The following is a 13,588-nucleotide window of genomic DNA, read 5'->3' as shown; positions in this document are numbered from 1 at the left end:
ACAAAGGCTGAACGCGAATCCGGGCCGCATCACTTGTATTCCGCGGCCTGGCGCGCGCTGGCTAATATCCCTCATTTGTGACCAACTCACATAAGTCAATACTCGGGCTATTCAAATTCATCCAGTCATGCTAAAACCTTCGGAGCGCTTATCTAGCTGCTTGAAAAAGAAGGGAAAAATATGACGAAGTCGGAGTTGATCGAACGAATTGTCACCCATCAAGGGCTGCTCTCATCCAAGGATGTAGAGTTGGCTATCAAGACCATGCTTGAGCAAATGTCCCAGTGTCTGGCGACAGGCGACCGCATCGAGATCCGTGGCTTTGGCAGCTTCTCCCTGCATTATCGTGCTCCACGAGTAGGGCGTAACCCCAAAACCGGCCAGTCGGTCAGCCTTGACGGCAAGTTTGTTCCGCATTTCAAGCCGGGCAAAGAGCTGCGTGATCGCGTAAACGAAGACGAAGAAGAGGGCCTTGTGGCCTCTCGATAGGAGTAACAGATGCGGATGTTTACACGAGTAATTGCGGCCGTGGTCGCGCTGGCGCTTATCGTGTCGACGATCGTTTTTATTCTGGAGAATCAACAGAAGGTCTCACTGGTCTTTTTGGGTTGGTCTTCGCCTGAGCTGTTCCTCGCTATACCGATCATTGTTGCGCTGCTCGCGGGCATGCTCATCGGCCCGCTATTAGGATGGGTCGTCGTACTTCGTAAAAAACGGAAGCTGGACCGTCGCTCAATTTGAGCAAAGGCTATCTACAGCTCTGTAGGTACTCCTTGGTTATCATCAGCAAAGCTCTTCAGCGCTGAAACTACGAACGTAGTACTCGGCTGAAAGCTTTGTTCATTGCGTTTATTCCTACCGACACTTTGTGTAGTCCTCCCCGGCAATTCTTGTGGGAGCGGTTACCTCCTGCCTGTCGGAAAATTCTACTGATTCCTGTCCTCTGCGCCTTTACGCCCGTGTTTGCTGGGTGGTGCCTTAGCGCCGTGCGCGGCTTGGGGTATTTCCAGCCGAAACCGTCAACGGCTCATGCCCTTGCAAAGGAATCACAGGGCGGCAGAATGCGGCCGCTTGATCAGTCTGAAGTCGATATTGCGCGCTGGAACCGGTGCAGTGCGAATTCAGGCTTTAGCGATGTTTTAGGCCGAGGGTATTCATGAGTTATCCAGAAGTTGTCCATCATGGCGGTGTCCGGAGTGTGACAGGGTCCTGTCATCAGGTGAGCTTTGACGAGCACCATAGCATGTTAGTCGACTGTGGTTTGCGCCTCGAATATTCGGAGGTGACCGGGCCAGGACGGGATTCGAAAATTGATTTCGCGATAGACACAGTAAAAGCACTGCTCCTGACCCACGTTCACGTCGATCACGTAGGGCGTATTCCGGATCTTCTGGCTGCGGGCTACGAGGGGCCAATAATCTGCAGCGAGCCTTCGGCAAAAATGTTGCCGCTCACCCTTTAAGATGCCTGGAAGTATCAGTTTGCTCATGACAGCAAGCAGATTGAGCGGTATCTGGCTATTGTTCAGAAGCGAACCATCGCTTTGCCCTTCAATACCTGGCATGCGCTGATTGATACCCCTGAGCTGGCTGTAAAGGTCAGGCTGCAGCGTGCGGGCCACATACTCGGCTCTGCTTATGTCGAGTGTGATGTTCAGTACCCCACTGAGTCGCGACAGAAGCGCATCGTATTTTCCGGCGATCTGGGATCTCGTCTCAATCCACTGCTCATCAGCCCTGAGCCACCCGAGCGGGCAGACCTGGTGATTCTTGAGAACACTTACGGTAATCGTCTGCATGAGGACCGCGGTAGCCGTCAGACGCGCCTGGAAAAGGTCATCGACAAGGCATTAGCTGATCACGGCACGATCCTGATTCCCGCGTTCAGCATCGGTCGCACCCAAGAACTGCTGTTTGAGATAGAAGATATCCTGCGCCGCAAAGCACTGATCGAAGACCGCGATCCCGCGTTTGACGCCGTTGATGCTGATGGCCTGCCCATCGATTGGCCGCAATTGCCCGTCATCCTCGATTCCCCGTTGGCCAGCCGGTTTACCAAGGTCTACCAGGACTTCAATGGCTACTGGAATACCGCAGCTCAAGAGCGCTTGAGTCAAGGCCGCAACCCTCTGGGGTTCAAACAACTCATCACCGTTGACAGCCACGACAAGCACCAGATGGTGGTGAATTACCTGTCCAGCACCGGCCGACCGGCAATCGTCATTGCGGGCAGTGGAATGTGCTCAGGTGGGCGGATCGTCAATTACCTCAAGGCCATGCTGGGCGACCCTCGTCACAACGTCGTATTTGTAGGCTATCAGGCCAAAGGGACGCCCGGCGCCGCCATACAGAAATATGGACCCGTAGAAGGTTACGTTGAGCTCGACAAAGAGCGATACAAGATAAAGGCCGGAATTACCACGGTCGGTGGCTACTCGGCTCATGCGGATCAGTCAGAGCTGGTCAGCTTCGTGACTGGGATGAAGGAATGGCCTGAAGAGATCACATTGGTTCACGGCGAGGCGAGTGCGAAAAAAGTGCTGGGGGATGTGTTGGAGCGCAAATACTCTCTGAAAAAGAGCGCGCTCAAGCTGTCGGTTCCGCAATAACGGGTGAGCAAGACAGCGATTAGCACTGTCGCTGTCTTTGCTTCTGAAGAGGCCTTGTTGTCGCACATCAAGGTGGAGGTTATCCTACGCGCTTTTAGCCGTTCAGTTCCTACCCTTGGTGGGCGTAAAGAACCGTTGATTATGATGGGCCATAAAGCTCTCGCATCTTAATTCTTGAACGATGTATTAGATCCTGTCAGATGCCATGACAGCTTTCTCAACACGTTGCTGGATCTGCTGCGTGTAGTAACTCCGAACTATTAGGGAAGTTTCAGAAAATGAGTCAGGTAAATCGTAAAGGCATCATCCTCGCTGGCGGCTCGGGCACTCGCCTGCACCCTTTGACCTTGGGTGTCTCCAAGCAGATGCTGCCGATCTACGATAAACCGATGATTTTCTACCCGCTGTCGGTGCTAATGCTGGCCGGCATGCGTGAGATTCTGATTATCTCCACCCCGCAAGACCTGCCGAGCTTTCAAAAGTTGTTGGGGGATGGCAGCTTGTATGGAATCAGCCTGACCTACGCCGAACAACCAAGCCCTGATGGCCTGGCACAGGCCTTCATCATCGGTGAAGAGTTCATTGGTAATGACCCTTGCTGCCTGATCCTGGGCGACAACATTTTCTACGGTCAGCACTTTACTGAAAACCTGCGCTCTGCCAGCGCCCAGGAACACGGCGCTACCGTATTCGGCTACCACGTATCTGATCCTGAGCGTTTTGGTGTGGTGGAGTTCGATGCCAGCGGCAAAGCCCTGAGCATCGAAGAAAAGCCTCAGCAGCCGAAGTCGAGCTATGCCGTGACTGGCTTGTACTTCTACGACAACCAGGTTGTCGAGATCGCCAAGAACATCAAACCTTCCGAGCGCGGTGAACTGGAAATCACCGACGTCAATCTCGCCTACCTCGAACAGCAGACCCTCAACGTAGAAATGCTCGGTCGCGGTTTTGCCTGGCTGGATACGGGGACTCATGAGTCTCTACTGGAAGCCAGTCACTTTGTGCACACCATTGAGCATCGTCAGGGTTTGAAAGTAGCTTGCCTTGAAGAGATCGCTTACAGCAATGGCTGGATAAGCGCAGAGCAGCTCGGTGTTCAGGCTGAGGCCTTGAAGAAAACTGGCTATGGCCAGTATCTCCAGAAGCTGCTGGCCTGATTCGTCATGCCAGTAACGCACCCCAAGGTCGCTGTTTTACTGGCTGCCTACAACGGAATGGAATGGATCGAGGAGCAGCTTGCTTCGATCCTTGCCCAGATAGATGTCGACCTGACTGTTTATATTAGTGTCGACCTATCCACAGATGGCACAGAGGCGTGGTGCCGGGATTTTTCTGGAAAGCAAGATGCTGTAGTGGCGCTTCCTCCAGCCGGTAGGTTCGGCGGGGCTTCGCGCAACTTTTTCCGGCTAATCCGCGATGTTGACCTTTCTGACTATGACTTCGTGGCGTTTGCCGATCAGGATGATGTCTGGGATCTGGACAAGCTCTCTCGCGCAACGCAGGCAATCCTAAGCCGCGATATAGATGCTTACTCCAGCAACGTAACCGCCTTCTGGCCAGACGGCAGAACCAAGCTGGTAAACAAGGCTCAGCAGCAGGTGGCCTGGGATTATCTATTTGAAGCCGCGGGCCCGGGATGCACTTATGTAATGAGTCGCAAGCTGGTAGCGAGTCTGAAGGTTTCAATACTGGCTAACTGGGAGAAGCTGCAAGAAGTCAGTTTGCACGATTGGTACTGTTATGCGTTTGCGCGGAGCCATAATTTTAAATGGTTTATTGATCCCCAGCCTTCGATGCGCTATCGCCAGCACGACAGCAACCAGTTTGGTGCGAACACTAGCATCAGGTCGTTTGTTGCTCGACACAGAATGATCAGAAGCGGCTGGTGGTTTTCGCAGGTTCAGGCGATTGTCGAGTTGTCTGGGAACGAAGCTCAATTACCGGTTCAATTTCAAAAAAAGATGAATACACGAGATCTCATTTTGCTAGCACTTCAAGCCTCAAGATGTCGAAGGCGAGGGCGCGACAAGATTGCTTTCTTTTTCATCTGTTTGCTTGGGACTGGAGTGAAGGGGTGAGATCAGTAATGCATGAATTGAGAGAGCTTTTTTCTGATCCTGCTGATGTATTAAAGGGATCGGCTATAAGCTAGACGCTCCTCAACAGTGCGGTTTTTTATTTATTACTTGGGGTGCTAGGTGGTAGTCTCTGTTCCATTTGCTAATCAAAAAATTGCGGATACTGCTGGCTCTTGTAGCAGCGTAGAAGGAATATCACCGTTGACGCATGTGACGATTTTCATGTGTACGTTTAATGGCGAGCAGTTTCTAGCTCAGCAATTAGACTCCATCGCTAACCAAACCTTCGCTAATTGGTCAGTTATCGTTTCAGATGATGGGTCCACAGACGGAACGTTAGAGATATTGCAGCGCTATCGCGATAACTGGGGGGAGGAAAAGCTTGATGTACGCCAGGGTCCAAGGCGGGGTTTTGCGGCCAACTTTCTGTCGGTAACCTGCAGTGTGCGCAATCGTTCGCACTTCTATGCCTGGGCTGATCAGGATGATATCTGGCGAAATAACAAGTTAGAAGCCGCACTGTCAGTTCTGCAGAGATATCCGTCCGACACTCCTTTGCTCTATTCTGCGCGGACTGAGTTAATCGATGGCGCCGGAAGCTCAATCGGATTTTCTCCCGCATTTAAGCGCGCGCCTAGTTTCGCTAATGCACTGGTACAAAGTATCGGGGGAGGCAATACAATGGTGTTCAATAGCCAGGCCCACGATCTTTTACTCCATGCTGGACCCGATCTGGATATTGTTGCTCACGACTGGTGGGTTTACTTGCTCGTTGCTGGTGTTGGGGGGGAAGTCGTTCATGATTTAACGCCAACACTGCTATACAGGCAGCACGATGCTAATATTATTGGTTCAAATACGGGTTGGGGTGCACGAGTTGTTCGTCTTCGTACAATGTTTAACGGACGCTCTCAAAGCTGGAATGACCGAAATATTGCAGCGCTAAGCTCAGTCAGTTCTAGAATGAGTCCCGAAAATGGAGTTAGATTTGAATGCTTTAGGAAGGCGCGTTCATCTAAATTGATCAGACGTTTTTTATATCTAAAACGATGTGGAATATATCGTCAAACAGTATTGGGGAATTTAGGTTTGTTTTTAGCTGCATTGCTGGGCAAGCTTTAGTTGTTGATTGTTGATTGTTGATTGTTGATTGTTGATTGTTGATTGTTGGCTAATCCAATATAGAAGTATATTCGTGTGACCATGTTAAAGGAAGTGGCTTTATCAAGCTGGGTCCCAGCAGTTAGAACGTCGGGCGCGGAACTTCCAAATACAAAGTGTTGCTAGTTGCCCACCCTTAGATTCCTAATCTATAACTTCAGATCATATTAGTGCTGGGTCTTGGCGACGGCATTGCTAATTGGAGATGAAGGCTACTCGTGGGGAACTGGAGGTAGAATACACGACCTCCAACAGGTAGGTTGTCGGCTGACAATACGCTGCGGTAAGGTGACTAACGTGTTAAAATTTCAAGCTTTCTGTAAGGGTTTAGGCGAATAGGGTTTCGCCAAATCCGGTGCCAAAATGGCGCGGTTCCATGGAGCAGGGGATTATGGATGGCACATAAGGTGGTCAAAAGGCTGATGGAATTTGTACGCAGCCTTAAATTTCGTAGCATGACGGCAATTTGCTACTGCGTCTGGCTGGTTTTTTTAGAGTAATGATCACATTCAAGGGTTGATCGCAATGAAGGCAGTGCGGCTAGCAATACCAGAAGTCATTCTTTTTGAGCCAGAGGTCTTCGGTGATGATCGAGGATTTTTCTTCGAAAGCTTCAATCAGCGCAAATTTAATGAAGCGGTAGGTTACTCGGTAGATTTCGTCCAAGACAATCATTCAAAGTCGTCAAAAAACGTACTGCGTGGTTTGCATTATCAGATTAAGCAACCGCAGGGGAAGTTAGTAAGGGTCGCTAAAGGCCAGGTTTTTGACGTCGCTGTAGATATGCGCCGTCAGTCGGCTACCTTTGGAAAGTGGGTAGGAGTATACCTGAGTGCAGATAATAAAAAACAATTGTGGATACCAGAGGGGTTTGCTCACGGATTTCTCACGATTAGCGAGGAGGCTGAGTTTCTTTATAAAACCACTGATTATTGGGCTGCAGCGCATGAGCGTAGTGTTGTCTGGAACGATCCCATCATAGGAGTTGAGTGGCCTACTACGGGAACCCCATCGCTTTCTAACAAAGACCAAAACGCTTGTTTGTTTAATCATGCCGATGTTTTCGAAGGTGTCGAATAAAGATGGAAAAATTTAGTGTCACGCCAATCGAAATGTACCGCAGTGGAAAGCGCTATCGTCAGCTCATCGCTCAAATGACTCAGCGAGAAATTAGCAGCCGATACAAAGGCTCTATTTTTGGAATTCTGTGGGCTTTCCTGACGCCCATCTTAATGTTAGCTGTTTATACCTTTGTGTTTAGCGTGGTCTTTAAGGCTCGATGGGTTGGAGCGGGAGCACCGGACGGCGAGCAAAGCAAAGCTGATTTCGCGATTATGTTATTTACTGGCATGATCGTATATGGGATTTTTGCTGAATGTGTGAACAGAGCGCCAGGATTGATTCTCGGTAACCCTAACTATGTGAAGCGCGTAGTTTTTCCATTGGATATATTGCCTTGGACCGTGATGGGAACAGCTCTCTTTAACGCCTCAATCAGCTTCGTCGTTTTGATCGCGTTTTTTTTATTAACAAATCATGTTCTCACTTGGACTGCTCTCTTACTTCCTGTAGTGCTTTTGCCACTGGTGTTCCTGTGCATGGGGCTGAGTTGGTTTCTATCATCGTTAGGCGTCTATCTTCGTGACGTAGGGCAGACGGTAGGTATTGTGACTACAGTATTGATGTTCATGTCCCCTGTCTTTTATCCTCTCGCTTCGCTTCCTTTAAAGTTTCAGTTTTATTTAAGGTTTAATCCGTTGACCTCGATAATCGAGCAAACAAGAGATGTTTTATTACTAAGTCGTGTCCCTGATCCTACTCATCTTCTTATAAGTATTCTAATTAGCATGTTGATAGCATGGTTAGGTTTCGCCTGGTTTCAAAAAACTCGCCGAGGTTTTGCTGATGTCATCTAACCCAATCTCTATCAGTGTCAATGGATTGAGCAAATGCTTTGCAATTTATGCGAGTCCGCATCAGCGATTGATGCAAATGTTCGTTCGTACCAAAAAGAAATACTACCGTGAATTTTGGGCCTTAAAAGATGTCTCATTTGATCTCAGGAAGGGAGAAACGATAGGCATCATTGGAAAAAACGGATCCGGCAAGTCTACATTGCTGCAGATGATCTGCGGAACGCTAAATCAGACAGAGGGTACGATAGCAATAAAAGGAAAAGTTGCGGCCTTACTTGAGTTGGGGGCTGGTTTTAATCCCGAATTTTCCGGACGTGAAAACGTTTATTTATCGGCAGCGCTTTACGGTTTACATCGTAATGAAGTTGATCAAAAATTTGAGTTGATCACAGCGTTTGCAGATATCGGCGATTTTATTGACCAACCTGTAAAAACCTATTCAAGCGGTATGTTTGTACGTTTAGCCTTCGCCATTATTGCTCATGTAGACGCTGATATACTTATTATTGATGAGGCTCTTGCGGTGGGTGACGCTTTGTTCACTCAAAAGTGCATGAGATTTCTGAGAGCCTTCAAAAAAGAACACACACTTCTTTTTGTCAGTCATGACACAAGTTCAGTGATAAATCTTTGCGACCGGGCGATATGGTTGGACAAAGGTGAGATTAAAGGATATGGCCCCGCTAAGGCCGTAGCTGAGATGTATCTCGCTACACTGTTTGAAAGCCAAGTGTCAGACCTGCCGGCAGCAGACAACACTGTGATTGAAAACATCACAGCGACAGAACCCGCTATTTGGCGCGATCATCGTCAAGACTTTGTAAATTCCAGCAATCAACGTAATGACATGGAAGTTTTTCGTTTTAACTCCACACAAACCGAAGAGTTTGGACAGGGTGGTGCGAAAATTCTTAACGTCACGCTAAATGATAGCAGCGGTGCTGCATTGAGTTGGGTCGTCGGTGGCGAGGTTGTAACGCTGCGCATTGAGGTGGTCTCACTAAAGTTGTTGGTTAGTCCGATCGTAGGGTTCTATGTGAAGGACCGTCTTGGCCAAACGCTGTTTGGTGATAATACATATATTAGTTACTCTAGTGCCCCCATCACATCAGCACGTGGTAGCAGCTTTATCGCCGAATTCAAATTCCCGATGCCATGGCTAGCCCAAGGTGACTATTCCATTGCGGTGGCTGTCGCAGAGGGAACACAAACTGAACATATTCATCACCAGTGGGTGCATGATGCGCTTTTGTTTCGTTCTCACCATGATCCTTTGTCAACTGGTATAGTTGGCATACCCATGCTTGAGATAAATTTGTTGAATAAAGGTAACATTTAATGAACATCGAAAATCAATCTGGTGAATTAGACTTACTTGCTATCAACCCAGATTATATCGCCCACCCTCTTTCTTGGCTGGGGCATATCCCTTTTGCCGCTTGGCTCGCGAAGGCGTTGGAACCTAACGTGTTTGTTGAACTTGGAAGCTACTCGGGTACTTCCTATTTTGCTTTATGTCAAGCGATCAAAGATGCAGAATTATCTACGCAATGTGTAGCAATTGATACCTGGGAAGGGGATGAGCATACTGGAAGCTATTCCGAAGCGATCTTTGACACCTTCAGTAAATACAACGACGAAAATTTTAAAGCGTTTTCTACATACCTGCGCATGCGATTTGAAACCGCACTGCCGCAATTTGAAGACAAAAGCGTAGATCTTCTTCATATCGACGGGCTCCATACGTATGACGCGGTCAAAAATGATTACATGACTTGGCTGCCCAAAATTTCTGATCGAGGTGTCATAATATTTCATGATACCGACGTCGATACTGAAGGTTTTGGAGTTAAAAGATTTTGGTCTGAAATATGTGGCTTATACCCGTCCTATAATTTTTCCCATAGTAATGGGTTAGGTGTTTTATTAGTAGGAAATGTCTATAAAGATGATGAAACCTTGATCAACTCGATAAAGGCTGTCGCACCGCTGAGCGAGCGTCTTGCCGAGCGGCTCTGGCTGCAGCAAATTGTTCGTGAGAAACAAAGTAAAATTGAGGAACTTGAAGGTGTCACGATCCCTCAAATGAGGGCGGAATACGAACATGTAGAATCTAGTTTCAATCAAGCCAAGGCCGACCAAGAGCAGACAGAATCTAACCTAGCTCAAACCCAGAATGAGTTGCTGATGTCTAACGCAGAATTACAAAATATCAAAAAATCAAAATCGTGGCGGCTTTTGGCAAAACTGAAGTTATTAAAGTGATACGTTTTCTAATTTTTGGTGATTGCTACATAGATAATTAAGAGATCCTTTTATGACTGAGACTACCCCATCCTTCGATGCGCTTTCGACGCGCCACGACCTGATAGATCCGGCCGACACTCAGGTAACGCAGGATCTAAGTAAACTGCTGGCTTTTTATCTGCCGCAGTACCATCGTACTGCTGAGAATTCTGAGTGGTGGGGGCCAGGTTTTACTGAGTGGACTAATGTCGCCAAGGGGAAACCTAATTTTGAGGGGCATTACCAGCCTCACATACCTAGAGAACTTGGCTTCTACGACCTTACGCACCCTGACGTCATGTACGAGCAGGCTGAGATGGCCAAGCTTTATGGTGTATACGGGTTTTGCTTCTATCATTACTGGTTTAGCGGGCGCCGTATTCTCGAAAAACCGGTAGAAAATTTTCTCAAATCAGATATAGACATCAAGTTCTGCCTGTGTTGGGCCAATGAAAATTGGACACGAACTTGGTCAGGCGATGAAAAAAGCGTATTGCTGGGTCAAAATTATGCTGATGAAGACGATGAAAATTTTATATTATCGCTGCTCGAGTATTTTAAAGATTCCCGTTACATATTAGTTGACGGTAAACCCATGTTAGTTGTCTATCGCGCCAAAAGTATGCCAGATCCAAGTGCATCCTTTGGTAAGTGGAGATCGCTCGCTGTCCAGCATGGTTTTCCGGGTTTACATATTGCCGTCGTCGATTTTTACGATATTAACAGTCCGGAAGAAGTTAATGCCGATGCGTTAGTAGAGTTTCCCCCTCACAAGTTTAATGGGCCTCAAAGTGTCCCTGACGTAATGCCTAAATTTACAACGCCGGGCTTTAGTGGTGGGGTGGTGGATTATTTTAAAATGATCGCACAAAGCGCCAAGCGTGAAGTGCCTAGCTATAAGCTATACAGAGGTATTATTCCCAGCTGGGATAATACGGCTCGCAGGCAACTGACGCCAACAACGGTAGTGAATGCGACGCCTACATTATTTGGATACTGGTTGAGATATTTGCGTGCGTATACGCGTGAGCAAAGTGCAAATAACAGCGACAATTTCATTTTTATCAATGCTTGGAATGAATGGGGCGAGGGTTGCCACCTTGAGCCGGATCAAGAATGGGGATTAGCCTATCTAGAAGAGACGCTGCGCTCTTCATATAACATAGGTGAGCCTAAAAATACTACCGACGAGAGAGAGGCGTTATATGCAAGCTTGACCGCGGAGATGTTAAAAAACGCCAAGTCAGTGACTTCCAGCGCGGAATCAGAAAAGATCACTGAAGCGCTACGAAATTATAAACCGGTAGGTAACCTGGCACACAAAATTTCTGCGCGCTTGGCCAAGTGGCCTTTTCTCTACAAGACTGCAAGGTCTGCTTATTTATTAGCTCGGCGTATCCGAGGTTGATATGAGAGAGAAAGTCGCTATTGTTGCTCATTTTGATTTGAACAACAGATTGGAACAAAATTTCAAGCAAGTCATCACTTGCTTGGAGACATTATTCGATAGAGTAGTACTCGTCACAACTAGCGATGTTGACGATGAGGCCCTTAAGGGTTTTTTCAAGACTACCTTGATACGGAGGCCTAACATAGGTTATGATTTTTACAGCTACAAAGTTGGTATCATATTTGCCCTGCGTAATTTTAATGTTGGTTGTTTGCTGATCACTAATTCTAGTTATTACTTAACTTCAGAGCCAAAATTTCTGACGCTTCTAGAAATGATGGTGGCTAAAGTGAGCTCAAACAATATTGTGGGGCTTACGGAATCTAAACAGTTTGAGTGGCATCTGCAATCTTATATGATGATGTTAGGGGGTGACGTATTAAGCTCCCAATGGTTTTCAAAATACTTATCGGATATCAAACCATTAAACAGCAAATTCGAGATAATTTTTAACTATGAAATCGGATTTTCCTCGTTGTTGAAAAAAAATGATGTTTCGGTAACGGTACTGTATCGACCGGATATTTTCACAAGTTTGTCGGCACGATTCAAATGGGTTAAGATTTTGCTGGCTAAGTCATCTGTATGGAGCTTTTTAAATTTAAGTGTATTTAAAGATATTAACGCCATTAATTGGACGCATTTTGCATTTCAGCAAATATCAGATAGGTTTGGGTTGGTAAAATCGGAAGTACTTAGAACTAATCCTCACAATTTAGATCTATCACTTTTCAAGGAGCGCATACCTGAAAGGTTTGCTAAAGAAATAGAGTTGTCGCTCGTAGCCTCCAAGGCTAGCTACAGATTGAATGATCATGGCCTTTCTGAATTCAGTGTAGGCGCATCGCCCCTACCTAATTACCGTTCTGTGCAGTGGGGGCGCGCGCACGTCAAAGGCGTTAGATTGGCGGTTGTTATCCATCTGTACTATTACGATTTACTTGACGAAATCTTGCGCTACCTAAAATGTATCGTAGAGCCATTTGATTTATACATAACCACTCCGTTTGAAGGCGATGTGAGTTCTATCATTGATCACGCTTCTAAAGTAGCGACTAGCATTACGGTTCATGTGAGTGAAAACCGAGGGAGGGATATCGGGCCTTTTCTTTCGCTCTATTTGAGCGGCGCCCTCGACAACTATCTAGCGGTCCTGAAACTGCACTCTAAAAAAAGCAAATATAGCGCGGCGGGTAATGAGTGGAGAAAAAGTATCTATGGGTCGCTGATGGGATCGTCGCGAGATATTGCCAAGATTGTAGGTCTATTCGAGAGTAGAGACGTTGGTATCATCGGGCCGCATCAGTACTATCTAAGTAATGAGCGTTTTTGGGGGGCAAACAAAGTTACTGTAGGTTGTGTATTGTCTACTTTGGGTGTTATCCCTGATGATGGCCATCCACCTTTAGGTTTTTTTGCTGGTTCGATGTTTTGGTTTTCTCCGAAAGCGCTTTCTCCTCTCAAGAGACTCTCACCTACTTATCTGGTGTTTCCTCAAGAGAATGGAATGCAAGATGGCACTACCGCTCACGCGTTTGAAAGAATATTTTGTCCATTATCTAGATACGCGGGGTTGAAAACGTCTAGCTTGAAGTTAGACGGAGAAGAGATTGATAGTACGCCTACCGATCAGAACTCTGTTCCCGTACTTTGATTCAGAAGTAGTGGATGCGCTGCGCCGCTCGTTCATCCTGCTCATCGAGGGATAAAGCTTGTGAGCAGGTGTGAGTCGCTTCGTTTAAATAGGGGGGTGGACCCCAAGGACGTATTGTTGATTAGCGTACTTGCCTTTCCGAGGGTTTGACGTTAGTAGGTGATCCATGAACCCCCGCAGTCCAAGCCCACATTTGATCCTGAATGCTGCGCTCCCGATTCTCTTTTTGGAGCCAGCCCCGCCATGATGCGACCCAACGCCAAAGTCGAAAAAGTGTACTTCTACCCCAAACCCTTGGACTTTCGAAAATCCATCTACGTAAGCGCTCCATAAACCCCACCGACTTCAAGATGGGTAACGCGCTTAGCTGGGCGACACCGGCGAGCAGTTCCACGGCAACAGCGCTTCGTAATCTTCAATCGTGGTCGCCATTGG

Annotated in this window: 11 protein-coding genes and 1 pseudogene; all 12 read left to right on the top strand. The window is 47.3% G+C overall.

Annotation, left to right across the window (positions count from 1 at the left end):
• The first annotated feature begins 180 nt into the window (after nt 1-180).
• The gene (gene ihfB / locus RX972_RS25595) at nt 181-489 is read left to right on the top strand and encodes an integration host factor subunit beta (protein ID WP_027897944.1); all 309 of its coding nucleotides are present in this window, start codon (nt 181-183) and stop codon (nt 487-489) included.
• A gap of 9 nt (nt 490-498) precedes the next feature.
• The gene (locus tag RX972_RS25590) at nt 499-741 is read left to right on the top strand and encodes a lipopolysaccharide assembly protein LapA domain-containing protein (RefSeq protein ID WP_027897945.1); all 243 of its coding nucleotides are present in this window, start codon (nt 499-501) and stop codon (nt 739-741) included.
• 415 nt (nt 742-1,156) lie between these two features.
• Nucleotides 1,157-2,608 (top strand): annotated as a pseudogene (locus RX972_RS25585) (MBL fold metallo-hydrolase RNA specificity domain-containing protein).
• 278 nt (nt 2,609-2,886) lie between these two features.
• The gene (gene rfbA / locus RX972_RS25580; RefSeq protein WP_316879636.1) at nt 2,887-3,765 is read left to right on the top strand and encodes a glucose-1-phosphate thymidylyltransferase RfbA; all 879 of its coding nucleotides are present in this window, start codon (nt 2,887-2,889) and stop codon (nt 3,763-3,765) included.
• Nucleotides 3,766-3,771: 6 nt separating this feature from the next.
• Nucleotides 3,772-4,686 (top strand): glycosyltransferase, encoded by a 915-nt coding sequence (locus tag RX972_RS25575; RefSeq protein ID WP_316879634.1) that lies wholly within the window; start codon nt 3,772-3,774, stop codon nt 4,684-4,686.
• 210 nt (nt 4,687-4,896) lie between these two features.
• Nucleotides 4,897-5,808 (top strand): glycosyltransferase family 2 protein, encoded by a 912-nt coding sequence (locus tag RX972_RS25570; protein ID WP_316879653.1) that lies wholly within the window; start codon nt 4,897-4,899, stop codon nt 5,806-5,808.
• Between the two features lie 564 nt (nt 5,809-6,372).
• Nucleotides 6,373-6,927: a dTDP-4-dehydrorhamnose 3,5-epimerase gene (gene rfbC, locus RX972_RS25565; RefSeq protein WP_316879632.1), complete on the top strand. Its 555-nt coding sequence runs from the start codon at nt 6,373-6,375 to the stop codon at nt 6,925-6,927.
• Nucleotides 6,928-6,929: 2 nt separating this feature from the next.
• Nucleotides 6,930-7,763 carry an ABC transporter permease gene (locus RX972_RS25560; RefSeq protein ID WP_316879630.1) on the top strand — a complete coding sequence of 278 codons (834 nt, stop codon included), beginning with the start codon at nt 6,930-6,932 and terminating at the stop codon, nt 7,761-7,763.
• Nucleotides 7,753-9,102, top strand: a complete 1,350-nt coding sequence (locus RX972_RS25555) for an ABC transporter ATP-binding protein (RefSeq protein WP_316879628.1) — start codon at nt 7,753-7,755, stop codon at nt 9,100-9,102. The genes RX972_RS25560 and RX972_RS25555 overlap by 11 nt, the downstream gene beginning before the upstream one ends.
• On the top strand, nt 9,102-10,028 hold the full coding sequence (locus RX972_RS25550; RefSeq protein ID WP_316879625.1) for a class I SAM-dependent methyltransferase: 927 nt from the start codon (nt 9,102-9,104) through the stop codon (nt 10,026-10,028). The genes RX972_RS25555 and RX972_RS25550 overlap by 1 nt, the downstream gene beginning before the upstream one ends.
• A gap of 52 nt (nt 10,029-10,080) precedes the next feature.
• Nucleotides 10,081-11,457 carry a glycoside hydrolase family 99-like domain-containing protein gene (locus RX972_RS25545; protein ID WP_316879623.1) on the top strand — a complete coding sequence of 459 codons (1,377 nt, stop codon included), beginning with the start codon at nt 10,081-10,083 and terminating at the stop codon, nt 11,455-11,457.
• Nucleotide 11,458: 1 nt separating this feature from the next.
• Nucleotides 11,459-13,153: a rhamnan synthesis F family protein gene (locus tag RX972_RS25540; RefSeq protein WP_316879621.1), complete on the top strand. Its 1,695-nt coding sequence runs from the start codon at nt 11,459-11,461 to the stop codon at nt 13,151-13,153.
• Nucleotides 13,154-13,588 lie beyond the last annotated feature (435 nt).

Source organism: Pseudomonas syringae group sp. J309-1 (assembly GCF_032582135.1).
Lineage (GTDB): Bacteria > Pseudomonadota > Gammaproteobacteria > Pseudomonadales > Pseudomonadaceae > Aquipseudomonas > Aquipseudomonas quasicaspiana.
Note: the sequence above shows the minus strand (reverse complement) of the source record. Positions and strands in the feature narration are given on the sequence as shown.